This window comes from Patescibacteria group bacterium, assembly GCA_040387855.1.
Taxonomy (GTDB): Bacteria; Patescibacteriota; Minisyncoccia; order Phycocordibacterales; family JAKAEA01; genus JAZKCY01.
Genome location: JAZKCY010000001.1, coordinates 888,914 through 912,797 on the forward strand (window position 1 = coordinate 888,914; position 23,884 = coordinate 912,797).

General features: G+C 38.5%; 25 protein-coding genes. 3 read left to right on the forward strand and 22 right to left on the reverse strand.

Annotated features, from left to right (window positions below):
* The first annotated feature begins 12 nt into the window (after positions 1–12).
* From V4519_04850 to V4519_04860, 3 genes are all read left to right on the forward strand, one after another.
* A complete protein-coding gene (locus V4519_04850) occupies positions 13–384 on the forward strand; it encodes a hypothetical protein (GenBank protein MES2437306.1) in 372 nt (123 codons plus the stop codon).
* A 75-nt stretch (positions 385–459) separates the two neighbouring features.
* Positions 460–1,041 carry an elongation factor P gene (locus V4519_04855; GenBank protein ID MES2437307.1) on the forward strand — a complete coding sequence of 194 codons (582 nt, stop codon included), beginning with the start codon at positions 460–462 and terminating at the stop codon, positions 1,039–1,041.
* A gap of 85 nt (positions 1,042–1,126) precedes the next feature.
* Positions 1,127–1,504, forward strand: coding sequence for a hypothetical protein (locus V4519_04860; GenBank protein ID MES2437308.1), 378 nt, complete (start codon positions 1,127–1,129; stop codon positions 1,502–1,504).
* Positions 1,505–1,555: 51 nt separating this feature from the next.
* Here V4519_04860 and rpsR read toward each other — a convergent pair whose 3' ends face one another.
* From rpsR to V4519_04970, 22 genes are all read right to left on the reverse strand, one after another.
* On the reverse strand, positions 1,556–1,759 hold the full coding sequence (rpsR, locus tag V4519_04865; GenBank protein MES2437309.1) for a 30S ribosomal protein S18: 204 nt from the start codon (positions 1,757–1,759) through the stop codon (positions 1,556–1,558).
* 47 nt (positions 1,760–1,806) lie between these two features.
* Complete coding sequence (gene ssb / locus V4519_04870) at positions 1,807–2,277, reverse strand: single-stranded DNA-binding protein (protein ID MES2437310.1); 471 nt, start codon at positions 2,275–2,277, stop codon at positions 1,807–1,809.
* A gap of 9 nt (positions 2,278–2,286) precedes the next feature.
* Positions 2,287–2,772: a 30S ribosomal protein S6 gene (locus tag V4519_04875; protein MES2437311.1), complete on the reverse strand. Its 486-nt coding sequence runs from the start codon at positions 2,770–2,772 to the stop codon at positions 2,287–2,289.
* 65 nt (positions 2,773–2,837) lie between these two features.
* A complete protein-coding gene (locus V4519_04880; GenBank protein MES2437312.1) occupies positions 2,838–3,623 on the reverse strand; it encodes a TatD family hydrolase in 786 nt (261 codons plus the stop codon).
* Positions 3,624–3,929 carry a hypothetical protein gene (locus V4519_04885; GenBank protein MES2437313.1) on the reverse strand — a complete coding sequence of 102 codons (306 nt, stop codon included), beginning with the start codon at positions 3,927–3,929 and terminating at the stop codon, positions 3,624–3,626.
* A gap of 11 nt (positions 3,930–3,940) precedes the next feature.
* A complete protein-coding gene (gene metG, locus V4519_04890) occupies positions 3,941–5,389 on the reverse strand; it encodes a methionine--tRNA ligase (GenBank protein MES2437314.1) in 1,449 nt (482 codons plus the stop codon).
* Positions 5,370–6,443, reverse strand: a complete 1,074-nt coding sequence (locus tag V4519_04895; protein ID MES2437315.1) for an AI-2E family transporter — start codon at positions 6,441–6,443, stop codon at positions 5,370–5,372. Before V4519_04895 ends, metG begins: the two co-directional genes overlap by 20 nt.
* 26 nt (positions 6,444–6,469) lie before the next feature.
* Entirely contained in the window at positions 6,470–6,880 is a 411-nt protein-coding gene (locus V4519_04900) for an adenylyltransferase/cytidyltransferase family protein (GenBank protein MES2437316.1), read from the reverse strand.
* A 23-nt stretch (positions 6,881–6,903) separates the two neighbouring features.
* Positions 6,904–8,172: a pitrilysin family protein gene (locus tag V4519_04905; GenBank protein ID MES2437317.1), complete on the reverse strand. Its 1,269-nt coding sequence runs from the start codon at positions 8,170–8,172 to the stop codon at positions 6,904–6,906.
* 432 nt (positions 8,173–8,604) lie between these two features.
* Complete coding sequence (locus tag V4519_04910) at positions 8,605–9,969, reverse strand: glycine--tRNA ligase (protein ID MES2437318.1); 1,365 nt, start codon at positions 9,967–9,969, stop codon at positions 8,605–8,607.
* A gap of 11 nt (positions 9,970–9,980) precedes the next feature.
* Positions 9,981–11,894 (reverse strand): hypothetical protein, encoded by a 1,914-nt coding sequence (locus tag V4519_04915; protein ID MES2437319.1) that lies wholly within the window; start codon positions 11,892–11,894, stop codon positions 9,981–9,983.
* A 19-nt stretch (positions 11,895–11,913) separates the two neighbouring features.
* Positions 11,914–12,504: a DNA repair protein RecO gene (recO, locus tag V4519_04920; protein MES2437320.1), complete on the reverse strand. Its 591-nt coding sequence runs from the start codon at positions 12,502–12,504 to the stop codon at positions 11,914–11,916.
* Positions 12,504–16,022, reverse strand: a complete 3,519-nt coding sequence (locus tag V4519_04925) for a class I tRNA ligase family protein (protein MES2437321.1) — start codon at positions 16,020–16,022, stop codon at positions 12,504–12,506. The genes recO and V4519_04925 overlap by 1 nt, the downstream gene beginning before the upstream one ends.
* A 39-nt stretch (positions 16,023–16,061) precedes the next feature.
* The gene (gene argS / locus V4519_04930) at positions 16,062–17,804 is read right to left on the reverse strand and encodes an arginine--tRNA ligase (protein ID MES2437322.1); all 1,743 of its coding nucleotides are present in this window, start codon (positions 17,802–17,804) and stop codon (positions 16,062–16,064) included.
* Positions 17,805–17,818: 14 nt separating this feature from the next.
* Positions 17,819–18,259, reverse strand: a complete 441-nt coding sequence (gene dut / locus V4519_04935; protein ID MES2437323.1) for a dUTP diphosphatase — start codon at positions 18,257–18,259, stop codon at positions 17,819–17,821.
* Position 18,260: 1 nt separating this feature from the next.
* Positions 18,261–18,677, reverse strand: a complete 417-nt coding sequence (locus V4519_04940; protein ID MES2437324.1) for a nucleoside 2-deoxyribosyltransferase — start codon at positions 18,675–18,677, stop codon at positions 18,261–18,263.
* On the reverse strand, positions 18,677–18,895 hold the full coding sequence (locus V4519_04945) for a hypothetical protein (protein ID MES2437325.1): 219 nt from the start codon (positions 18,893–18,895) through the stop codon (positions 18,677–18,679). The genes V4519_04940 and V4519_04945 overlap by 1 nt, the downstream gene beginning before the upstream one ends.
* A gap of 17 nt (positions 18,896–18,912) precedes the next feature.
* Positions 18,913–19,614 carry a deoxynucleoside kinase gene (locus tag V4519_04950; protein ID MES2437326.1) on the reverse strand — a complete coding sequence of 234 codons (702 nt, stop codon included), beginning with the start codon at positions 19,612–19,614 and terminating at the stop codon, positions 18,913–18,915.
* A gap of 4 nt (positions 19,615–19,618) precedes the next feature.
* Complete coding sequence (gene glyA / locus V4519_04955; protein MES2437327.1) at positions 19,619–20,827, reverse strand: serine hydroxymethyltransferase; 1,209 nt, start codon at positions 20,825–20,827, stop codon at positions 19,619–19,621.
* Between the two features lie 12 nt (positions 20,828–20,839).
* Complete coding sequence (locus tag V4519_04960; protein MES2437328.1) at positions 20,840–22,132, reverse strand: FAD-dependent thymidylate synthase; 1,293 nt, start codon at positions 22,130–22,132, stop codon at positions 20,840–20,842.
* 9 nt (positions 22,133–22,141) lie between these two features.
* Complete coding sequence (locus V4519_04965; GenBank protein ID MES2437329.1) at positions 22,142–23,254, reverse strand: 2'-deoxycytidine 5'-triphosphate deaminase; 1,113 nt, start codon at positions 23,252–23,254, stop codon at positions 22,142–22,144.
* A gap of 91 nt (positions 23,255–23,345) precedes the next feature.
* Positions 23,346–23,774, reverse strand: a complete 429-nt coding sequence (locus V4519_04970) for a hypothetical protein (GenBank protein MES2437330.1) — start codon at positions 23,772–23,774, stop codon at positions 23,346–23,348.
* Positions 23,775–23,884 lie beyond the last annotated feature (110 nt).

Genomic DNA, 23,884 nt, shown 5'->3' on the forward strand with positions numbered 1-23,884 from the left:
TTAATAAAAATCATGAAAAATAACCCTGATAGTCTCTTGATGGTAAATAATATGGATCGACCTTCCCTATTAACCAAAATTGAAATTCCTGAAGGTTTCACAAAAGGTAAGGATGGTTCAGCACGATTAGATGGAATAAAAGACTGTTTATCGACCCGAATGGTAGATCAATTCCGAGCAATGAATCAACAACCCGATGCTTCAACTGTAGAAGAGGCTATTAATGCTTATGTTGCTGAGTATAGTCCATTTGATCTCACTGATTCTGAGTCAGCTAGACTTAATCATCCTGATTTAATAGATTCTGCAGCTCAAGATACTGTGACGGGTTTTGTAAGAAGCTTAAAACAAGACGTTTTACGAGATCTTGGACTTCTCAAATAGATAGACTTTCTCCCAAACCTAAGCTAGAATCGATAGTACTTAATTAGTATTATCGATTTTTAGTACACCACTGCCATGAGCATGCTTGAATACAACGAAATAACCGTTAATAAATTTATCATCATTGAAGGCCAGCCATACGTAGTACTTGATTCTCATGTATTCCGAAAGCAGCAGCGAAAGCCCGTAAATGCTACAAAGCTACGAAACCTCATTACTGGCAACGTTAAGGAAATCTCTTTCCACGTATCAGAAAAAGTTGAATCTGCTGACCTAGAAAAAAGAAATGTTAAATTCCTATTCACGAATAAAGGTGAATGGTGGTTCTGTGAAGTAAACGACCCAGCGAAGCGATTTAAACTTCCTGCTGTAATGGTTGGAGAGAACGGTAAGTTTATGAAGGCTAATACCCTTGTAGAATCGCTTGTATTCAATGAGGAAATCATTGGTGTGACTTTACCTATTAAAGTTGATCTTAAGGTTACAGAGGCATTTCCAGCCGTTAAAGGAGATACTGCAAAAGGTGGATCAAAAACGGTAAAGCTTGAAACCGGAGCAACAATAAACGTCCCTATGTTCATCAATCAAGATGAAATCATTCGAATCAATACTGAAACTGGTGAATACGTAGAACGAGTTGGAGGAAATAGTTTCTAAGATCTCCCTCCTGACAATAAAAAATCCCTACTAATTAGTAGGGATTTTTTATTGTATACTTATAGATACGTTAATTATTTATTACATGAGCGCATCAGCACAAGCCCTAGAAACCCTTAAACGAGAAATTGAAGCCTCTAAACGCGAAATCCAACGTAAAGAGCCCGACCTAAAAAGAAAAGCAGATGAACACAATAGACTCAAGGCAGAAGTCGCTAAAATGGAACAGGACGTAGGGCACTTTAAAGCAGAGCAACAAAAGAAAGAATTAGAACTTAAAAAGAAGGAAGAGGAGATAAATCGTAAAAAACAAGAAGAAACAAAGATGGAACAAGAGATAGAACGAATGAAGAAAGAGATCGAACATATTCATTCCGAGCTCGAGCATCATGCCCGTGAAATGGAAAGTATGCAACGGGAATTGGAACACACTCTTGAAGAGTCAAAAAGAAAAGCAGCATAAACTCAAACAAAAAAACTCCAGCGTTATGCTGGAGTTTTTTGTTTATAGTCTTTATCGAGACACGAATGGGAGGAGTCCCATAAATCGTGCGCGCTTCACGGCTGTTGCGAGCTGGCGCTGGCTCTTTGAGCTTGTGCCTGTTCGCTTTCGTGAAATCATTCGAGCATGAGGATTAAGAAACTTCTTGAGAATCTCAATATCCTTATAATCGATATGCTTTATATTATTCTGTGAAAAGTAACACTGCTTTGACATGATAATTTGCGGCTTATTGTATTGTGTAGTTTTTGATTGCACGTTGTTTAAAATGGAATGTCTTCTGGGTTGATTTCTTCCTCTGGATATTCGATGGTATCAATTCCTTCGTTTTTGTCAACCTTTGGGCTTGCTTGGTTGCCTTGTGAAGCAGGAGCTCCAGCTGAGGCAGGACCAGGGCCACCTGCACTTGCTCGATTACCAAACTGAACTCGATCTGCAATGATTTCTGTTCGGTAGAGCTTCTTTCCGTCTGCACCATCCCATGATCGGGTCTGCATTCGGCCTTCTACAAGTACTGATGAACCCTTCTTAAGATACTGAGCCGCTGTTTCAGCCTGACGGCCAAACACTACTACGTTGTGATAATCAGCTGACTCTTGTCGAGCTCCGCTTTTATCTTTCCAAACTCGATTGGTTGCTACTGAGAAACTTGCCACTTGAATACCTGATGGGAGTGATTTAAGCTCCGGATCTCGTGTGAGATTTCCTATAACAATTGCTCGGTTGAGATACATAGTTGATTATTATACGACTAAATTATCTATTGTTTTGTCGATATCTTCTCCTTCTACCTTTGGAGCTTCTGCATCATCTTTAGCTTCACCTTCTACTCCTTCAGGAGCATCAGTTGGCTTAAAGAGTACTTTCTGAGCCACCATAGTGTTCTCTCGAACAGTATTGATAGTCATGAATCTAATAAGTGTTTCCATCTTATCAAGATCTTCCTTAATGAGTGGAATTGCATGTGAGGTTGCCTCAAATTTAATCCATCCAAAATAGGCTTCAGAATACTTTGATCGCTTGCTTCCTACCACTTTAACCATTTCATAAGCGAGTGGTCGTAGTGTCGGAAAGTCCTCGGTAATAAAGGTTCCTTGTCGGCTTTCAATACTTGCCTTGATTGCCTGTACCTCTTGTGGAAGGTTTTCTTCCGCAATTGTAGGAACGAGGAGATAGCCGATCTCGTAGACTTTCATCCCGTTATCGTTTTTCATTTCGTTTTTTGCCATGACCCACAGATTATCACATATCTCTGTGGCTTGCAATAGCTTAGCATAGCCATATGAAATAGTTTTTAAGAAGGTCTAAAAAAGACCTTAAGGGTTGTTTCCATGAGAGCCTGCTTAACAGATTCAAGGTCCTTACCTTTAATTTCAGCTATTTTCTTCACTATTTCCTCAACATAGAGCGGACTGTTTCGTTTTCCTCGATAAGGCACGGGAGCAGCAAATGGACTATCAGTTTCAGCCATCATATGGCTTAAAGGCACATATCGCACAACTTCCTGGTACTGTGGAGCAAATGTAATAGGCCCAGTAAATGACATCGTGAAGTCTAATTCCAATATCTGAGCAGCAATATCTAACGGCGAAGTAAAAAAATGAAAATTTGCTCGTAAGACATCTCCATATTCCCTCTTTTTTGAGGCTAAAAGGGCAAGAACATCTGGGTATGCATCTCTGCAATGAATCATTAAAGGTTTACTATGAGCAACAGCAAAAGCAATTTGTTTTTCAAATTCATCTTTCTGTCGCTGTTTCTCTATGTCAGGACTTTCAGGTAGCCGCGCATAATCAAGACCACATTCCCCTATTGCTACGGTTTTTGGATGATTAACCAACACTAAGTAATCTGCTTCGTTAAAAGATTCAGTGGCATTATCTGCAGGATGAAGACCAACAGCAGCATAAAGATGTGCATGTTTTGTTGCCAATTCTACGGCATTTCGTGAGGTTTGAAGATCAACTCCAATAGTTATTGTTGCAACCTTCTGCTTTCGCATCTCTTCAATTACCTGATCTCGATCTAGATCAAAATCTTTAAAATCCAAATGTGAATGAATATCAAAATAGTCGTACATTTAAATTATCATTTTCCTAAGTTTATCCTGAAGTTGTCTCAGCTGTTCTAATTCGAGATCTAAGTCTTCATTGCTTTCAAACTGAATTTGAGCACCTTGGTCCGATAAACCTTTTTTTATCTCTGTATGATCATCAATACTGTCTTTAACCTCCTGTTCAATAGCTTCTTTAAAGACTGGATCATTTCTATCCAATATAAGTTGAATTACAGCTTTGTCATTATATCCAGACATGCTATCAAGTAAAAAACTAGTGATCATGTCACGAGCTTCACCTTCATAAGGATTATTTCTAGGTTGTTCCATATATATACTATTTAATCTTTTCTCATAAATAACGGCTGTTCTGGCATCTTTCGCTCTTTGATAAGAGCTTGAATTGCAGCACCAGTTGTTGGTAGTACTGGTTCTAATTGCTGAGCTATTTTATAAAGACTAAATAGTAAATGATGAATATCTTTCTTCCCTGCCTCAAGATCTACTTTTACTTTCTTAAAAGGCTGCTCTGTTTGAATGTATCCATCAAGATCTGAAATTTGTTTCCAAATTGCTTCAAGAGCTTTGTTAATTTGATAATGTTCATAGAACTCAATCGGAGATCCATCACCAAACACAGTAGTTTTTAAATCATCATCTGTTAATGCAACTTCGTTTGTTATTGTCATTTTTAAGATTCTAGAGGTGAGATTTCCAAGACCATTGGCTAAATCAGCATTAAATGCAGTCTTAAATTTATCCATTGTAAAATCACTATCCTCAAACGGATGAATATGTCGTGCTAAGTAGTATCGAAGTGGTTCTATGCCATATTCTTCGACAATGTCATATGGGTTTATCACATTTCCTAAAGATTTAGACATTTTTTGACCACCAGAAGTAATAAAGCCGTGAATTACTATTTGTTTTGAAGGTGGTAGATCTGCAGCCATGAGCATGGCTTGCCACATCGCTGATTGCTGCCGAAGATTGTCTTTTCCAGCAAACTGGACTACAGGCCAATAGGTATTAAACTTATCAAGATTGGTTGGCCAGCCTATCGCTGATATATAATTTACAAGAGCATCAAACCATACATACATAACCTGACTATCATCACCTGGTACAGGCACACCCCAGGGCATCTTGCTCTTGAGACGTGAAATACTAAAGTCTTCTAGCCCTCGAGAAATAAAAGCTTTTATTTCATTAAATCTAAAATCTGGAACAACAAACTCAGGATTGTCTTTATAATGCTGTTCTAGCTTTTCTTTAAATGCACTAAATTTAAAAAAGTAATTTTCTTCTTCTATTAATTCTATTTGTAAATTAGGATGAATAGGACACTTATCATCTACTAATTCTGAATCTGTCTTTTCAAGCTCACAACCAACGCAATATTTAACCGAATAGCTCTTTTTAGTTATATAGCCATTTTTATCACAAATCTTCCAAAAGTCTTGTGCAGCTGCTTTATGATGAACATCAGTAGTTCGAATAAAATTTAACTCTGAAAGACCTAATTTATCTTTAAGACCTCTAAATTTCTCAGCATACCCATCAACATATGTTTGAGTATCTATACCTGCTTCTTCAGCCTTCCTGTGTATTTTGAGGCCGTGTTCATCGGTACCAGTGTTAAAGAAAACATCGTATCCCATCAGGCGTTTGTATCGAGCAATAATATCAGCTTGCACTATTTCCAAAGCAAAACCAATATGTGGATCTGAGTTCACATACGGCAAAGTCGTCGTTATATAAAATGCGTTTTTATTGTTCTGGTTCTGCATATACGTTTAATCTTTTTTCTCGAGCAACACCTCTATTTTTTTCGACATCACTCATAAATTCGGTTAATGCTACGGCAATTGGCACTGATATAAGTACACCTAGAAATCCTCCAGCTTTACTTCCAATTAATAAGGCAATAATGACAACAAGCGGTGGAACGTTGAGAATCTTACGAACTACAACCGGGTAAATTATATTGCTCTCAATTTGCTGTATAGCAAGATACACCAATGCGATAATTATACCAAATGTGAGTCCTCCTTGGAGGAATGCAACAAGCACGCCCGGTAATGCGCCAATAATACCGCCAAACACAGGAATAATTTCAAATATCATTGAAACAAATGCCAAAAACAAAGCATTTTTTACTCCAAGAATAGTTAGACTGATAAATACAAGGACACCCACTATGACAGCAAGGATGAGCTGTCCTTGCATCCAAATACCAATTTTATGCTGAGTACGATGCCATAAATTAATTATGTATTCTTCATGCTTTAGTGGTAATACAAGACGTAAGAAGTCTTCTACACCCTTTTCCTGCACCGCAAGATAGAAAGAGATAACAAGGGTTAATAAAAAGCTTAAGGCTCCTCCGAATATCGCAATAATTGTAGCAAGCACAGCACCACTATCACTTGTCATTCCACCAATCAGATCTTGAAGTACAGTACCAATTGATTCTACTGGTGAGAAATTCTGACTTAAGACAGGATGAGCTGCAATATCAACTGTTGATACTGAAGTCGGCAACATTTGCATCACATCAGACAATTCTTGTACAAAAGACGGTGCAATAAAATAGAAAAATGCTCCAATAAATGTTAGTAAAATAATGTAAATAATTATTACTGAAATCAATCGTGGGATTCTTCTCCGTACAAGCCATTTGGTACCAGGTTCTATAGCAGAAGCAATTACCACAGCCGTTAGTACAATAAGAACAATATCTCGTAAATAATAGAGCGCAAAAGCAACAAAAAGAATACCCAATACCTTTATTATAGTACCTGTACTAATTGTAATATTTGTTGAAGGAGGAGGTAGCTGCATGAAGTAATACTATCATAAAGCACCTTCTATTTTTTAATCCCATCTTTAAGCCACGAAGAGCTTTGAATTTTACCGCCCCCAACTCCAAACACCATTTCAATATTAAGGACCGAACACACTTCAGTTTCAGGAATATCTAAGGGAGACATCGTATCCCCACCTTTAGCAAAAACATGAGGTTTAATGTGCTGAAGGGTTTTTCTCACAGTTCTATCATCATCAAGAGCAATAATAACCTCATCCACAGCTTTGAGAGCTGCTACTATTTCAGCACGTTCGTGGGCAGTCATAAATGGCACACTCCCCTTAAGTTTTACTTGTTCATCATTATTTACGATCACTATCAAATAGTCACCCAGCTTTTTTGCTTCTTGAATCAATCTAACATGGCCCTTATGAAGGGGATTAAAATATCCCGAAGTAGCAACAATCTTCATACCATAAGTATACTCTACCTTTTTTAAAACGTCAGCACTTTCTTTAGTTTTTCTTCATCAAGTGTTGGTCCAACAATAGCAAGATTGAGGCTTTTATCTACAAATACTTTTCTTGCTAGCTTTTGAATATCTTGTGCAGTAATAGATTTATATTCTTTAATTACATCTGCAGGAGATCGCAATTCATGGCGCAGTACTTCTTGATAACCATAAAATTCAGCAAGAGAATCAGAAGACTCTAAACCAAGATACAAACTACCAATCAAATAATCTTTGGTCTTCTGTAATTCAGCATCTGAAACAAGCTCTGTCTTTAAACGATTAAGTTCTATCATGACTGCACTAATCACTTCTTCAACTCGCTTTACATCAGATCCAACTGATACAGAAAAACATCCGTGATCAGTGTATGAATCGAGTGATGCACGTACATAATATCCCACACCCATTTCTTCACGTAATTTTTGGAATAGACGTGAACTCATACCAGCACCAAGCACCGCTGTGAGCATTCTAAATACAGGAGTTGAAGCGTGGGCAATTGGAAAACCTCGTACACCAAGCACAAGATGAGCTTGATCAGTCTTTCTATCTTCTAATTTAATTGCCGGAGCAGTTTGAGCTTCTACTACTTTTGGCTTCTTGCCTTTTTTTGTTTTCGGCAAGTGACCAAATGTTTTCATAATATCTTGATAGACTTTTTTCTCATCAAAATTTCCAGCGACAATCACCGTTGTTGCTTCTGGTACATAAAACTGATTTCGATAAGCAACAAAGTCATCACGTTTCATTCCCATAACAGTTTCTCGTGTCCCAGCAATTCCCCATCCAGCTGGCTGATCACCGTACATAAGCTCGGTAAAAAGCTCTTGAACATGTCGATGTGGCATGTCTTTGTACATATTAATTTCTTCTACAATCACGCCCTTTTCTTTTTCTATTTCTTTCTGATCAAAATTGGGATTCAAATAGAGATCTGAAACCACATCAAATATTTTGTGCACATGCTTTGGTGCAGATTTTGCATAATAGCCTGTGTATTGTTCTCCAGTAAATGCATTATACTGAGCTCCAATAGAATCAAGCTCTCGACTTAGATCCAAAGCTGTAGGTCGTTTTTCGGTACCCTTAAAACACATATGCTCTAAAAAGTGTGAGATACCGTTTTTTTCTTTTGCTTCATATTCAGAACCCGCTTCTACCATAACAAGCACTGTTACTGTTGGATTATCTTGCATGTGAATGGTAATCACTTTCAAACCGTTTTCCAGAATTTTCTTTTTATATTTCATTGTTCTCTATCATACGGAAATTTTAGAATGTCACAACCCATTTTAAATTGAGTATAAAAAAACCACCAACACGAGCGTGTCAGGGGTTGGGCTTGGTTGCCGGCTTGGTAGCAGCTCGACGTGCATTTACCCGGGCTTCCAGGTTCTGCTTAAATGCAGTAACTGGGTCAAATTCGGGTGATATTGGTGCTGTCGCTGCTGGTGCAGGCTGACTAGCTGGTGCCACAATTGGCTGCGCAACCTGCTCAGCCTGGGGATGGTCATCGATCATCATGTCGATTACGTAATATCCCCCAACCACAATCGCGATCAAACCGAAGCAGCCGAGAATGACGAGGAACATTCGGACGAACGTGGGCATGGAGATTTCTCCTGTACGAGGTATGGGTCGAGTCCTATTAAGAGCCTACATTACCTCTAAGTTCAGGTCAATTAGAGATACTTTAGCAATTCAGTTAAAGCGACTCTCTCCTGCTTTCCTGTATCACGATCTCTTACCGTTACAGTCTCATTTTCAAGGGTATCAAAATCAATAGTTACACACCACGGAGTTCCAATTTCATCTTGTCGGCGGTATCGCTTTCCAATATTCCCGTTATCATCAAATGCAACACCTGGCATTGCTTTTCTCAAGCTCATATAGACCTCACGAGCTTTTTCTACAAGCGCAGGTTTATTCTTAAGCAATGGAAATACAGCAACTCGCACAGGAGCTACATTTGGAGAAAGTTTGAGATACACACGCTTCTCGCCCCCAAGTTCATCTTCAGTATAGGCATCACCAAGGACGGCAAGCAAAAGTCTTCCCAGACCAAATGTAGGCTCTATTACATGTGGGATATATCGTTCTTTTGCTTCTTCATCATAGTAGCTGAGATCTACTTTTGAATGTTCAGTATGTTTCTTCAAATCGTAATCTGTTCGATAAGCTAAACCTAAAAGTTCTTTCTGGCCAATTGGGAAATCAAATTCGGTATCAACACTAAATTTAGAGTAGTGTGCCCGATCTGCTTCTGGGATTTCAACTTGATGAATCTTTTCAGCTGTAAGGCCTAAATCCTCAGTGAGAAATTCAACTTGCTCTTTCTGAAACGCTTTAAAAATTCCTTCCCATTCAGTAGGCTTCACGAAATATTCAATTTCCATTTGTTCAAGTTCTCGCACACGGAAAATAAAATCTCGAGGTGCAATTTCGTTACGGAATGCTTTTCCTACTTGTGCCATACCAAAAGGTAGCGTTGGATGAAAGGTATCTAAAATATTTTTGAAGTTTACAAACATACCCTGAGCAGTTTCAGGTCGAAGGTATGAAATTGATGATTCATCTTCCATAGCACCAATATGTGTTTTAAACATCATATTAAACTGCCGAACGTCGCCCAGAGCATTACCATCAGGACTCTTAATTCCCTTTTCTTTTATAAGTGCATCCATCTGTGACAACGTCATTCCTTTTGGATCTACTCCAGTCTCTTCTAAAAGATGATCTGCTCGGAAACGCTTCTTTGTTTTAACATCCTCTACCAATGGATCAGAAAACCCATCAACATGGCCTGAAGCTTTCCATACATTTGGATTCATCAAAATCGCTGCATCCATTCCATACATATCGTCGCGCATATCTACAAAGCGCTTCCACCATAGATTCTGAATATTATTTTTTAGTTTTACGCCTAATGGCCCGTAATCCCAGGTACCAGCAAGACCACCGTAAATTTCTGAGCCTTGGTAAATAAAACCACGGCGCTTCGCAAGCGATATGAGTTTCTCCATTATTGTTTCTTGTTTTTCTGCCATTGAAGTAATTATTATGGTCGTACTGGACCGTCTCTTGTACTGTAATTTGGATCAGCTATAAGTGAACTATTAAGCTTAAGTCCCGATACATTAATTTGTTGAGATGTAAACACATCAATACCCTTAAACGTAATATCATCCATGATTACTGGGGTTGAATTGATCTGACTAAATACTGGCGAATACTCTACCTGAAAAGCGACTTCTCGTGAAGGTTTTCCAGCTTCGCCAGCTGGAATATCGCCTACTCGCCAGACTACCTCATTTCGCTCAGGAATGAAAGTTATATTTTCATTGCTTGGGCTTGTAGTACCAACCCAGCGGACAGAACTTGGCATAAATCCTCGAACCTCCGCTTCTCGCACTCCGTTTGCTGGCTGAGACAACGTAAGATACACGGTATACGTTGTTTTTTGATCAGCTCGCATTGGAATAGGTCCACTATTTTTAAATGGACCAATTGAGTACACCAATCGTGGAGAAAGATTTATGAGAGACTGGACTTTTACATTTCGTGACCCAACTGAAGTGATAAGTCGTTCAGCTCCCACTGTACTTGCAGTAGATGTCATTTTCATCGTGATAGTTCCATTTTTTAGTGCAGCTAATGCAGAATTTGAAAGTGTTCCAAGATTGAACCCAACGGTAATCATTTCACCCGGATCAATAACATCAAGTTCGTTATAGGTTGTTCTATCCCATGTAAGTGTTTTTGTCGTGAGATTATACAAAGCACCTCTACCATTTGGACTCTGAGGGTTTAATGCAGAACCGCTAAACGTAACCATTATCTTTCCATCAATAAGTGGCGTCGCATTATTATTTGTGATTCTAATAGTTCCGCCGACACTTGTTGATGGTGCTATCACAACATCTTTTCCAGTTGATCCTTCAAGTGTGATTTGCATCGCCAATGGCGGCTTCTTAATAAATACAGATTCAGAAGACGCTAAATACGTAGTTACAATTGCTTTTTCATCAGCAGCATTTCCTGTTCCTGCTGTAAATCTAAATATTCTCTCATCATTTTCTTCACCTTCAGCGCGACCTGTAATTGTAATAGTTTGTTTTTCTCCTGGCTTTAATCGATCAAATTTCCAAATATTTGTATCAAATGTAGCAACGGGACTTGCTGAAACAACTTCAAATCCAAATGGGTAATCTGCTCGAACAATCAGATTGTCTATTGGAACACTCGTATTTGAAACAACATCGATGCTAAATGTAAGTTCCTGACCTGAAGGTACTTCTGGAGGATTATTTACGGTAATAGTAAGAGGTGTTGATACTATTGCTACTTTGTAGGTTTTTTCTTTCTTAAATAGTCCGTTTGAATTATTAACCCCGTACTCAAGAGTAATGTTAATATCTCGCATATCGTTTACTTGTCCAAAAAGGATAGCTCGAACAGTTCTTCGTAGCTGGGTCTTTGCTGCTACATCACCCAATTCTTCTTTGGTATGAAGTAAATCTTGAGTTATATCAACTGCATTTTTAGTACCATTGGGATAATCAATATATACCTGAGCATCTAAAAGTGGTGTGGCATTTTGGTTATCTACGATCACATCAAATGCTAGTTCATCACCAGCACCAACTGATACAGGGCCAACAAATTCAACATTTACTTTATCTGACGAAACAATATTAAAACCTCCATAAAATACAAAAGCTGCAGCACCTGCAGATATAACGAAGAATAATACAGAAATAATAAAAATCTTTTTAAAGAAAGATCCTGCTCGGGCTTGAGGAACAGTGCTTACATATTCAGACTTCTTTGGCTGCTCATGCTGCCATTCTGTATTAACATTAAGATCTGGATGGGAAAAACCGGAACGTGCAGTGACATCATTAGTAAATTTTTGTTCATAGATCTTTTGTTCAAGATCTTCTACGCTGTGACTCTTTTTAGGATCCTCCATATACCTATAGTATACACGACTAGAGCTGTGTTTCGCGAATAGAACTGTTGATTGCGTTGAGAGCTATTTTTTTCTTATCGATCATCTCTGTTAATAAATCTTTACTCCAAACGCTAGAAAGAAACTGCACAAGTTCTGCCTGTGAACTCATATATCCAAGTTCTTTTAAGATTCTGAGTACTAAAATTCTTTCAAAAGCCTTTATTTCTTCTTCAAACAATTCTTGCTGTTCCAAAAATTCAAAGCTTTGTTGCAACATAACGAATAACTCTTCATCCTTTTGCTCTCCTGGAATAAATCTTTTTAAAAGTGAAAAAACATGAGCAAACACAAGAATTATATTTTTCTTATCAAGATATGTATGATAATAATTTTCTTCAGCCTTAGCATTTGTTATACGCCAAATATCTTTACCACGTACAATAGAAACTCGCGCTAATGATAAGTCTTGTAATGCTGCTTTTAATTTAGATTTAGAAAGTCGCACACCTTGAGCCGTAGCACGGACCATTCCCAAATCTTTGGTAAATACCCAATATACGCGGTTGGCTTCACCAGAGGGCTGGCTATCTAAAATAAATCCAAGTGTAGTATAAACATGATGAGCCATTATTTCTGAAGCGAAAGTTTGAATGTAAGATCCTCGATCTTTAATTCTTCACCTTCTACTTCAGAAAATACGACGTCGCGTACCTGAGCAACTTTCATTATGTCTGATTTAAATTTTTCTATTATAGATTTCCCCGTGTCTGATGTATCTACTGTAAGGGTCACAAAGTCGTGTGGATTTAATCCTGCGTTCTTTCGAGCTTCTTGTAGTGCTCGCATAAAATCTCGAGCTAAACCTTCTTCTTTAAGTTCTGGAGTAATTGTTGTATCAAGATTTAATTCATCCCCAAATATCACTTCTTTCACATTTAATTCATCAGCAATTATTTGTTTGAATTGTTGATTATCTACTAATGATTTTTCTGCAATTGTAAGTTTTGAGAGAGGCTGACGCACTTTAACTCCTGCTTTTGATCTTACCTCTAGAGCTGTAGAAACAAGATTTCTCACTTCTTGCATCTGCACAATAACGTTTTGATTAATTACGTTACTTCCCGGCCATGATTCTAAATGCACACTTTCTTTACCATCTGTTCCCTTCACTTTCTGATAGATGTCCTCTGCTAGGAACGGCATAAAAGGCGCTACAAGCTTCGACAGCTCACGCAAAACATACTGAGTGGTATAGAGAGCATTTTCTTTATCTTGTGCGTCGTCGCCCTTAAATCGGTCACGAGAACGGCGGAGATACCATGTTGAAAGATCATCGACAAATTGCATAAATGGTCGAGCTGCACGATCGAGCTTATAGCTTTCAAGATTTGTCGTCACTTCCTGAGACACTTCATTAAGTCGAGCTAGAATCCATTGATCTAATACATTAGTTGTAGAATTTCCTGTACCTGTGTAGTCACGTTCGTAGGTAGCAAAAAATGAGTACACATTTTGAAGGCGCATCAATACTTTCTTTGAAATTTCATCAACACCCTTTTCTGTAAAAGCTAAATCTTCTGCACGTACTGCAGGTGATGCAAGTAAATAGTAACGCATTGCGTCAGCCCCGTACTTATCGAAAATATAACTAACTTCAGGGTAGTTCTTGAGTCTCTTCGACATTTTCTGGCCATCCTCTGCTAGCACAATTCCGTTTACAATTACATTCTTATATGGAGCTTTTCCAAACAAAGCTACTGAGAGCACCAATAATGAATAAAACCATCCTCGAGTCTGATCTTGGCCTTCAGCAATAAAATCAGCCGGGAATCGTTTACCAGAATCTATAAGCTCTTTATTTTCAAATGGATAGTGAAGCTGACCATACGGCATTGATCCTGATTCATACCACGTATCAAATACTTCAGGCACTCGCTTAAATGTTCCTCCACAGTCGCAGGCAAATGCTACTTCGTCGATAAATGGTCGATGGAGATCTATTTGATACGCTCTATTATGTGGAAGCTGCGCAAAATCTAAGGGTGATTCTTGACCTGGTGTAAGAAAGTTGCGATCCATTCCCCATAGTTCAATAATCTTTTCATCATGTCCTCCTTCAGCCACCGCAAAGAGCATAGTTGCAGGACCATCATGTGTTACAAGTAAAATGTTTTTACCTTCATATTTTGCATCAATGTCATAGATAAAATCACCAATGCGTGCTCGTACATCAGTGAGATTTTCACCTCCAGGTAGTGACTTTGTAAGTCGTTCTTTTACAGAGCCAAAGTACCGATGATATTCTTCAACAGTTTTACCGTTGTAATCTCCAAAATTAAATTCTTGGATTCGATCATCGGAAAGTCGTTCTCCTTTAAATGCAATTGTTTCAGTAACGACATCGGCTGTCTCTTGAGTACGTACGCATGGTGATGCGATTATGATATCTATATTTTTATCTTTAAGCGCTTCTGCTGAAAGTTGTGCTTGTTCTCTACCATGATCAGTAAGATGGTGTGGAAATTTTGGATCGCAGCTCAAAATATTGGCTACATTGTGATCAGCCTCTCCATGTCTCATCACAAAATAGGTGTTGCGCTTTGTTTTCTTTTTAAGATCAGATAGTGATCCCATTACTTCAGTTTTTCCACATTCTTTACAGATCCATACCGGAAGTGGCGCGCCCCAATAGCGAGATCGTGAAATTGCCCAATCACGAGCATTTTCAAGCCATTTTCCAAAGCGGTTTTCTCCAATTTCTGGTGGCACCCAGGTTACCTTTTTATTTTCTTCTACGAGTTTATCTTTAAATTCAGTGACTTTTACAAACCATGAGCTAGAAGCATAGTTTAGAAGTGGTGTATCACATCGCCAACAATGTGGGTATGAGTGAATAAGCTTTTCTTTTGCAAAAAGTGTTCCCTTTCCAGCTAAATATTTTATAACTTCGATATCCGCCTTTTGATGAGCTATAGGATCCTCTTTTGTTGCTTTTGCTTTAACTTTTGTGCCAGCAAAATCTGTTACTTCTTTTTTAAAAGTCCCGTCAGTGTTTACATGCTGAATGAAAGGTAAATTTTCTTTAACAGACAAAAGATAGTCATCTTCTCCAAACGCTGGAGCAATATGCACAACTCCTGTTCCATCTGTTGTAGTTACAAATTCCCCTCCTACTATTTTCCATGCATTTTCTTTGTTCTTAAGATCTGCGTTTACGTAATAATCAAATACAGGCTTATATGTTTTTCCTAGCAAATCAGCGCCTAAAAATTCAGAAACTATTTCTGGATTCTTACTCTTGAATTTATCTTTAGATTTTTCTAATAAATCTTTTGCAAATATATAGTGAGTTTTACTATTTGATTCAGGATCAGTATCTTTTACTTTTACATAGGTTACATCTGGCTTTACTGCAAGTGCTGCGTTTCCTGGAAGTGTCCATGGAGTTGTTGTCCAAGCCACCACAAATGTACCTGGTTCATCTACAAGTTCAAACTTTGCATACACAGAAATATCTGTGATGTCTTTATATCCCTGTGTTACTTCAAAGTTTGAAAGTGTTGTCTCACAATGAGGACACAGCGACATTGATTTAAATCCTTGATAGATCAGGTTTTTATCATGCAACGTTTTGAAAGACCACCAGATAGATTCAGAATACTTCCAATCCATAGTCTTATAGGCATTCTCCATGTCGATGAAGCGGCCTGTTCGAGGAATTATTGCTTTCCATTCATGATCATACCGGAGCACACTTTCACGAGCTTTATCATTAAACTTTTCTATTCCCAATTCTTCAATATCTTTTTTACTCTTAAGACCTAATTCTTTTTCAACTAAGTTTTCGATTGGAAGTCCATGCGTATCCCATCCCCATCGTCGAGGTACATGAAAGCCATTCATAGTTTTATACCGAGGAATCACATCCTTCATTGTTCCAGGTAAAATGTGACCATAGTGAGGAGCACCTGTAGCAAAAGGAGGACCATCAAAAAACATATAATTACCTTGTGGAGAATCTTTCTCTAATGTTTTTTCAAAGATGTTGTTTGCTTGCCAAAACGCAAGAAGCTCTTCTTCTCGTTGTACTAAAGCACTTTTTTCCGGCATTACTGCTGGTTTTTGAGGTTGTTCTTTATCAGCCATTGTGGCTCAAATACTAGCATTTTTTAGGCTAATATCAAATTACATTCGTTCTGGAGCTTCAATTCCTAAGAGATACATTCCGTTTTTTAGTACCCATGATACTGCTTCTGTAAGGGCAACTTTATAAGGAGATTCTGAGTCGCGCTTTCCAACGATCTTATTATTTGCATAGTAAGCATTAAATGCTCCTGCTAACTCTGTAATGTAGGTCACAATATGATGCGGCGCAAATTCATTTGCAGATCGCTCAACTACTTCTGGGAACTTATAGAGCATTCGTTCTAAGGTTCCAAGTTCATCTGGAATAGTACTTAGTTTAATCTTAGGTTCTATTCCCTCGTCTTTAGCTTTTGCTAATACTGATTTTGTTCGTACATAGGTGTACTGAATATAGGGACCTGAGTCACCCTCAAATGAAAGTGATTTTTCTGGATCAAAGATAATATCTTTTCCAACTGTCTGGCGTAAAACTGTGTATTTAATTGCAGCGATAGCTACTTTCTCTGCGATCTCTCTTTTCTCAATCTCGTGATAGTTTTTGTCTGCCATTTTTTCATAGACCATCTTTTCGATATCTTCAATAAGTGATTCACCAGTAATAACATTACCCTTTCGTGAGCTCATTTTACCTGAAGCAAATCGCATCATACCGTGGCTAAAATGTTTGGTTCGTCGCGCAATTTCTGGATATATAAATTCCAGAGTTTTAAGAATTACTTTATAGTAATCATTTTGCTCACTGGCAGTAATGACAATAGAAAGATCATAGTCATGAAGCTCAAATTTACGCTTAGTAAGTCCCAATTCTTTAGCTTCATATGTTGGTAGCTCTTGAGAGTTGATAAACACACGGTTATGTAATCCATGCTGTTCACCAGGAAATATTACGGCCCCTTCGCTCAACACAAACACACCTCGATCTAGAAATGCTTGAACAATAGTTTTCCCTTCTTCAGCAACTTCGCTTTCATAGAAATGATAATCAAAACGACTGCCAAGCTTTCGGTAAATTTCTTCAAAATGCTTGATACTTATCGCCCGTCCCCAATCATAGATCTCTTGTACTTCAGGATCACTTTTCTCAAAAATCTTTTTATTGAGGTCTTTTATCTCTTTTTGAGCATCTGCAGATTCTTCATAGGCATTTGAACCATACACATATGCTTTACCCAAAAAAGCCACTTGGGCACGTTCGTTAGTTTGAGGAAATTCATCACGAAGTCTCATGATTCCCCAAATACACTTTGCAACATGAAGTCCCACATCTCCACCGTATGTAGCTCGTGTTAGTTTTGCATCTTGAAAGTCAAATGCACGAGAAAGGGCCTCTCCAATAGTATTCGACATTAGGTGCCCAATATGAAATTGCTTAAATGGATTTGGATCTGTATATTCGATAATTACTTTCTTATTCCACAACTTTTTAGTTTTTCCATACCATACTGTCTGATCTAATATCTCTGTAAGAGATTCTGTAAAAAACTTCTTAGTGAGTCTGAAGTTTATAAAACCAGGATGCACAGCTTGTACTGATTCTATATAGGGATGCTTTGTTTCTTTCAACAGATCATGAACTCGAGCAGTGATTTTTTCAGCCAAATCAAATGGGCTCTTTGAGCTTGCTCCCAAAGATTTGAAAAGCACCATAGCAATGTTGGTAGAATAATCGCCATTCTTTTGATCAGCAGGATGATCAAGCACAATAGGAGCCATATCTTTGGGAACTCCCAGAGATTCACAGGCTCTTTGTATTAGGTCTTGTAGCGTACTCTGAATAGTCATGTAATCCTACTCTACTATATTTTCCCTGTACTTCCAAAGCCTCCTTGTCCACGATCTGATTCTGAAAGTTCTTCTACTTCTTCTATCACGCATTCTTCTCGTCGCTGAATAATCATTTGGGCAACCTTATGACCGCGCTCAAATATTATTGGTTGATCACCAAGATTGATCATTCCAACCATAATTTCTCCACGATATCCTGCATCAATAACTCCTCCAAGTGTTTTTAACCCTGATCGATGTGAAAGCCCGCTTTTATCCCAAATGAGTCCAACATATCCATACGGAATTTCCATAGCGACACCTGTTGGAATTTGTGCTCGTTCCATTGGTTTAATTTCAATAGGAACAGATGTATATAAATCATAAGCAGCGTCCCCTACCATTGCTGTAGTAGGCATCGTTGCATGAGGATGCATTTTCTTTACTTTTAAGACTAATGGTACAAATGACATATTATTCTTCAACAAAAAATTCTTTAAAAAGCATATCTGCTTCTTCTACATTCTTATATTTTTTAAATGTTAGATACGTATTTCCACTAATCATAGCTGATGGTCGTTTACCTTCTGTTTCGCGATATAAAGCTAAAATCGGCTTCTTATGAGCTTCTGCAAAACCAATTTCATAACCCACTCCAAGACTGGCTGTAGTTACTTCTGCAACGAGTACATCAGATTCTTTAATCCAATTTAGATCACGTTCACAAATTTGTTCATCACTAAGATCCTGTTCTCCCATTACATCAAGATCTACTTTTCCAATATGTTCCGTAAGCACAGTGCCATAAGAACCCAGCTTTTTTATGAGCTCCAAATAGAGTTCTTTATCATCACGTCCGCCACGTATTGATCCTGCAAAATATATTTTCATTACTCTTCTTTAAATACTTCAATACAAAGTACATTAGGATCATTAACCATAATAAGGCGGCCGTCAGTAGTATTAAATTTCGTAAACTGGCCTTGCATAATGGTAGATGAAATCACACCTTTAATAGTCTTTTTTGTTCCACCCATAAAGGTAACAATCTGGGTTGTGGTTTTCCCCTGACTTCCTGCACTTGATTTGAGATCTACTTCTTTTGCCATACTAATATTTAAATATATTATTTCTTAATGATTTTTTTAACTACTTTGTATACTTCATCATTTACCTGTTCAGGCAACATACATACCATACCGTCGCAGCATTCAATACGAGTCCAGTTTTTATTACTTTCAGCCAATAAAAGCGCACTAGCCCGTGAATTTTTTAGATGAATAAGATTGTCTTCAGCAACATCTTTATTACCTCCATCTAAATACTTCTTTTTTCGCAGACTCACTTTTTTCTGTAGCCACTCTTTACTCACTTCATAGGGAACATCGAGATAAATAACTTTATCTGGCTTTGGAATACCAAATACTTTATATTCCATAGTATCGAGCCATTTTAAAAATTCTTGCCGCTCTTTTAGATTTTCAACTTTACCAGCTTGGTGAATTTGGTTGGCACTCACATAGCGATCAGCAATTACTACATATCCTTCATCGAGCCACTTTTTAATATCCTTGCTTGATTCAAGTCGATCAGCGGCATAGAGCACTGAGGCAATACGAGGATCTACCTCGATAAAGTCTCCATACTTTCCAGAAAGATATTCTCCAATTAATTTTCCAAAAAAGTTGTTGTAGTAACGAGGAAAATCTATAGTCTTCACTTTTACTTTCTCTTTTAAGAGTCGTTTTTTTAGTAGCCCTACCTGTGTAGCCTTTCCTGATCCATCAATACCATCTATAACAATAAATTTTCCTTTGGTTGTTGGCATATGATTATTTCTTTTTCTTTCTTAGGGTCTTATCTATTTTCTCAGCAATTTGAATCATATGCTTTTCAGTGCGTCCTCGAGTAGTTTCTGCAGCAGTTCCCAATCGAACACCCGATGGATCCATAGCACTTCGTGTTTCTCCTGGAATAGTATTTTTATTTACAATGATTCCTGCTTTTTCTAAACGATCACTTGCATCTTTACCTCCCACTCCCTTTCCACCAAGCCATGTATCAACAAGCACCATATGACTATCTGTTCCATCAGATACAATTCTCCATCCTCGCTTTCGCAATTCATCTGCAAGAACCTGTGCATTTTTCACTACCTGCTTTGCATATTTTTTAAATGCTGGAGTATCAGCTTCTTTAAGTGCAACAGCTACTGCTGCAATTTGATTTACATGAGGACCACCCTGCATACCTGGGAATACTGATTTATCAATAAGTTCTGAAATATTTTTTTGCTCACCTTTTGCATTAGCAATAGTTTTATCAAGTCGTGAGAAAATCATTGCGCTTCTAGGGCCACGCAATGTTTTGTGTACAGTTGTAGTGACAACATCTGCATATTCAAATGGTGATGGATACGCTTCGCCAGCAACAAGCCCTGCAAAGTGAGACATATCTACCATAAGCATTGCACCTGCGGCATCAGCTATATCTCTAAACTTTTTGAAATCAATTTTTCGTGGATACGCAGTAAAACCAGCAACAATAAGCACTGGTTTATTTTCTACTGCAATCTTTGTTATTTCTTCATAATCTAGCTGCTCAGTTTCTGCATGAACTCCGTATGGCACTTGAAGCCAAAATTTTCCAGTAATAGATACTTTATGTCCGTGAGTAAGGTGACCTCCATTATCGAGTGCCATGCCCATAATTTTTCCATCCTTGGGAACGATAGCAGAATACACAGCAACGTTTGCAGGAGAACCAGAAAGAGGCTGAACGTTTACATGCCACTGCGTAGGCTTTAACTTAAAAAGCTTGAGGGCTCGCTTTTGAGCAAGATCTTCAATTTTATCTACAAACTTTTGCCCACCATAATATCTCTTACCTGAGTATCCCTCTGCATATTTATTAGTAAGCTCAGAGCCAAGAGCTTTAAGCACATCAGCTGACACATAGTTTTCAGAGGCAATAAGATTGGTCACTTCTTTCTGACGCTTCTTTTCCCCTTCTATAAGCTTTTTTATTTCTGTATCTTTCATTGGTATGTAGAATTATTTCTTTTCTTTAATATCCTGCAATCCTCGGCGAACATCCCAATCATCTTTATCAAGATCAGGGTGAAGCACTAAATCAGGGAGAACCTTTTTCATACCGGTATACATTTTGTGCGCCACTTCTCGAAGGGTTGCATGCACAAGTTTTCCAGAACGAAGTTCCATTGTGTACACAGCTGCTGGAAGCCCATAGGTTACTTTACATGATACATTAAAGCCCATGGCTACATAATACTGAGTAATTTCTTTTGTGGCTTTGAGCGCTTTAATAGCTGCAACTTGTTCTTTGATAAGTTGCTTTGCTTGCTTCTGAAGATCTGCTGGGAGCTGTTCTATGTACCATTCATGAAAACCAAATTTTGTAGTGAGCAACGGCATGCGGCATACTCCGTTTCGATGTCGCTGAATGTCTCTGAATGATCCGAAATCCATTAAGAATTCAAAGGTAATTCTTCCAAGTTCAGTAAGGAAATGAGGGAGATTGGTTTTTACTGGGCGCTTCTTAATCAAATCTTTGTATGGCTTCAACATATCATTCTTAATAGTAGTGAATGTTGAAAATCCTTTTGTCTTAGGAGCTTCTGTATAATATGAATACTTCTCTACTGAAAGCTTTCGGTATGCTTCCTGTTCTGGATAGGTCTTATGCCCAAAGCTATGAGCATATTTTTCTAAGAGCTTATCATTCATTTCTTTCGCAACCTTTTGAACTTCAGGCAATGGGAAATATTTCAAAAGTGAAAGCTTGTCATGAGCCTGGCGTAAATTTGTGTGCCATGAAAGCTGTGTTGTCACTCCTGCTGGCAAAAATCCTCGTAGGATATCAAAGACACGAGCTTTGATCGCACGTGTATATACAGCTTCGTCTTCTGTTGCTTTTCTTGGATACTTACCTCGAAGGTGTTCTTCAAGTGCAGGCTGACTTCCCAAATAGAAGTCCATCCACTTTTGCATAATAGCCTTTGAAGCTTTTGTTTTTACAGGATCAATAATTTCCTGCTTTGACATATCAATGTAGCGAGAACTTGTTTCTTGTCCTGAGTAGAGCGGCCAGTCTTGGACGGCTTTTGCTACAAGCATTGATACTCCTTCGATAAACACAGTAGTAGATCCGCAATCTGCAATAGAAGCATGGCCATACCCTACATAGTAGCGTTCCATAAATTTTCCAGAACCTACTTCGCGCACTTTCTTTGCATGTTCTTCTACCGACGAGGCACTTCGAGAATACAAAGCCTGCATCATTGCCATATCTTCGGGACTAAACTCGTCGTAGATGAATGTTTTCATGGGTATTTATTATTTTTGCTTAAAGTGTTTTGCCAATTTTGGACCTGTCTGTTTAATATAATTTGAATTGTATGCGTCGTATGGTAGGTCTGGATTTTCAGTGATTTTTTCAAACTTTATCTTACCAATTGGTTGACCCTGACGCACAATTAAATCCTCAAAGGGTCGTACCTCAAGCGTAAGCGGACGGCCCTTACCTTCACCTTCCATTCCCCACCCCCATCCTGGGTCAATAAAACCTGCGTAGTGTGAACGGAATTCTCCAGAGCGTTCATCCATAGGCACCATTTCACATGCGAGTTCTGGAGGCACACGAATAGCTTCGTGAGTTGAAAGAATATAGAAAGCATTCTTTTTTAAGTACACATAATTACCTTTCTTTTTTATAGGCTTGAAGAATTTCTTGTAATCATAAAAGTTTATCTTTTCGAGATCTACGACATTGTCTGAAACCACACCTTCATAGCCAAGAATTTCTCCAGCAAGATCCAGAGTAAGAATAACAGAACTATCCTGATCACGTACTTTTAGATCCGAATATTCATACGGAGTATTATCTCGTTGTCGCCATAAAAGCTTGTACTTTTTCATTGCAATCTCAAGCTCGGCATCATTCAAGCGTTTGTCTTCATTGAAAAATCGCAGTTGGTTTAAACTCACACCTTCATATAATTTAATAGGAAATGTTTTTGGCACAATCGAAATCCAGAGTTCACCTTTCCATCCAGGATTTACTGAATCGTATCGTGAGACGCCGTCAGCAATCAGACGAACATGGGCATCAATTCGTCCCGAAGTAGATTTTGGGTTGCAGAAACCGTAGACAGATTCAGGGAGCTCCATCGTTTCATTAAGACGGATCATATACATGCAATCTCGCTCTAGAGGTTTGGTGAGAGAATGTTTTTTCTTCTTGATGATATCCAAAACTTGTCGAACGGTTTCATTTTTCTTTGGTTGAAAAATCCCCTCGACGCTATAAATTTCATCTGAAATAGAAAGATCCAATGACGATGGTCGGACATTGGCTTCCTTAGCTCCTTTAATAAATCCGGCACTTATTAGTTCTAAAATAGACTGACTAGGTAATGCTCCCTTTTTCTCTGAATTTCTGCTGTTCATGTAGCTTAATGATACGTCCTCTTAATGAAAATGCAAAGCTAGGCAAGTGATCAATTTATATGCATAAAAAAACCCGACGCATGCTGGGCAATTACGTCAGGATATGGCGAGCCTTAAGATCTCTCACTGTCTCGTCGAGTAGCCTCGGGACATCCGTAAGGAGATCGGTGTAGCGCTTGAACCACACATTCTCCTCGTCGGGATCCTGGATGGCCCGAGTGACGAGTAGTTCGTCCTGCGCGACGATGAGCACTGGCGTCTTGTGTCGGCCGATGGCCAAGCCAATCTCGATGCCAAGGCCGGTTGAAGCGAAGTCGCCCACAGCAAGCAGGATTTTGCAGTTGGCAACGCACACCTTCATGTCCTGAACCCAAACGTCGTGGCATGTGCCCTTCGTCATGTCGAGGAATTCGAGCACCTCGTAGCCGCGTTCCCGCAACAACGACTTAAGAGCAGTGATGCTGTCCCGGTAGGCCTGGGATGCAAACGTGAGTGCACAACCAACATAAACAGTCGTCATAAAACAATCCTCAAAAAGGTTACCCCCTGCCGCCACTGTATCAGAAAAAAATTTCTCTGCAATGAAAATTATTATGCACAGGGCAAATAATGCATGAGTTGATATACTAT

Bases quoted from the DNA above. Each gene is read 5' to 3' on its own strand.
- V4519_04850 (MES2437306.1), top strand. From the start codon at position 13: ATGAAAAATAACCCTGATAGTCTCTTGATGGTAAATAATATGGATCGA.
- V4519_04855 (MES2437307.1), top strand. From the start codon at position 460: ATGAGCATGCTTGAATACAACGAAATAACCGTTAATAAATTTATCATC.
- V4519_04860 (MES2437308.1), top strand. From the start codon at position 1,127: ATGAGCGCATCAGCACAAGCCCTAGAAACCCTTAAACGAGAAATTGAA.
- rpsR (MES2437309.1), bottom strand. From the start codon at position 1,759: ATGTCAAAGCAGTGTTACTTTTCACAGAATAATATAAAGCATATCGAT.
- ssb (MES2437310.1), bottom strand. From the start codon at position 2,277: ATGTATCTCAACCGAGCAATTGTTATAGGAAATCTCACACGAGATCCG.
- V4519_04875 (MES2437311.1), bottom strand. From the start codon at position 2,772: ATGGCAAAAAACGAAATGAAAAACGATAACGGGATGAAAGTCTACGAG.
- V4519_04880 (MES2437312.1), bottom strand. From the start codon at position 3,623: ATGTACGACTATTTTGATATTCATTCACATTTGGATTTTAAAGATTTT.
- V4519_04885 (MES2437313.1), bottom strand. From the start codon at position 3,929: ATGGAACAACCTAGAAATAATCCTTATGAAGGTGAAGCTCGTGACATG.
- metG (MES2437314.1), bottom strand. From the start codon at position 5,389: ATGCAGAACCAGAACAATAAAAACGCATTTTATATAACGACGACTTTG.
- V4519_04895 (MES2437315.1), bottom strand. From the start codon at position 6,443: ATGCAGCTACCTCCTCCTTCAACAAATATTACAATTAGTACAGGTACT.
- V4519_04900 (MES2437316.1), bottom strand. From the start codon at position 6,880: ATGAAGATTGTTGCTACTTCGGGATATTTTAATCCCCTTCATAAGGGC.
- V4519_04905 (MES2437317.1), bottom strand. From the start codon at position 8,172: ATGAAATATAAAAAGAAAATTCTGGAAAACGGTTTGAAAGTGATTACC.
- V4519_04910 (MES2437318.1), bottom strand. From the start codon at position 9,969: ATGGCAGAAAAACAAGAAACAATAATGGAGAAACTCATATCGCTTGCG.
- V4519_04915 (MES2437319.1), bottom strand. From the start codon at position 11,894: ATGGAGGATCCTAAAAAGAGTCACAGCGTAGAAGATCTTGAACAAAAG.
- recO (MES2437320.1), bottom strand. From the start codon at position 12,504: ATGGCTCATCATGTTTATACTACACTTGGATTTATTTTAGATAGCCAG.
- V4519_04925 (MES2437321.1), bottom strand. From the start codon at position 16,022: ATGGCTGATAAAGAACAACCTCAAAAACCAGCAGTAATGCCGGAAAAA.
- argS (MES2437322.1), bottom strand. From the start codon at position 17,804: ATGACTATTCAGAGTACGCTACAAGACCTAATACAAAGAGCCTGTGAA.
- dut (MES2437323.1), bottom strand. From the start codon at position 18,259: ATGTCATTTGTACCATTAGTCTTAAAAGTAAAGAAAATGCATCCTCAT.
- V4519_04940 (MES2437324.1), bottom strand. From the start codon at position 18,677: ATGAAAATATATTTTGCAGGATCAATACGTGGCGGACGTGATGATAAA.
- V4519_04945 (MES2437325.1), bottom strand. From the start codon at position 18,895: ATGGCAAAAGAAGTAGATCTCAAATCAAGTGCAGGAAGTCAGGGGAAA.
- V4519_04950 (MES2437326.1), bottom strand. From the start codon at position 19,614: ATGCCAACAACCAAAGGAAAATTTATTGTTATAGATGGTATTGATGGA.
- glyA (MES2437327.1), bottom strand. From the start codon at position 20,827: ATGAAAGATACAGAAATAAAAAAGCTTATAGAAGGGGAAAAGAAGCGT.
- V4519_04960 (MES2437328.1), bottom strand. From the start codon at position 22,132: ATGAAAACATTCATCTACGACGAGTTTAGTCCCGAAGATATGGCAATG.
- V4519_04965 (MES2437329.1), bottom strand. From the start codon at position 23,254: ATGAACAGCAGAAATTCAGAGAAAAAGGGAGCATTACCTAGTCAGTCT.
- V4519_04970 (MES2437330.1), bottom strand. From the start codon at position 23,774: ATGACGACTGTTTATGTTGGTTGTGCACTCACGTTTGCATCCCAGGCC.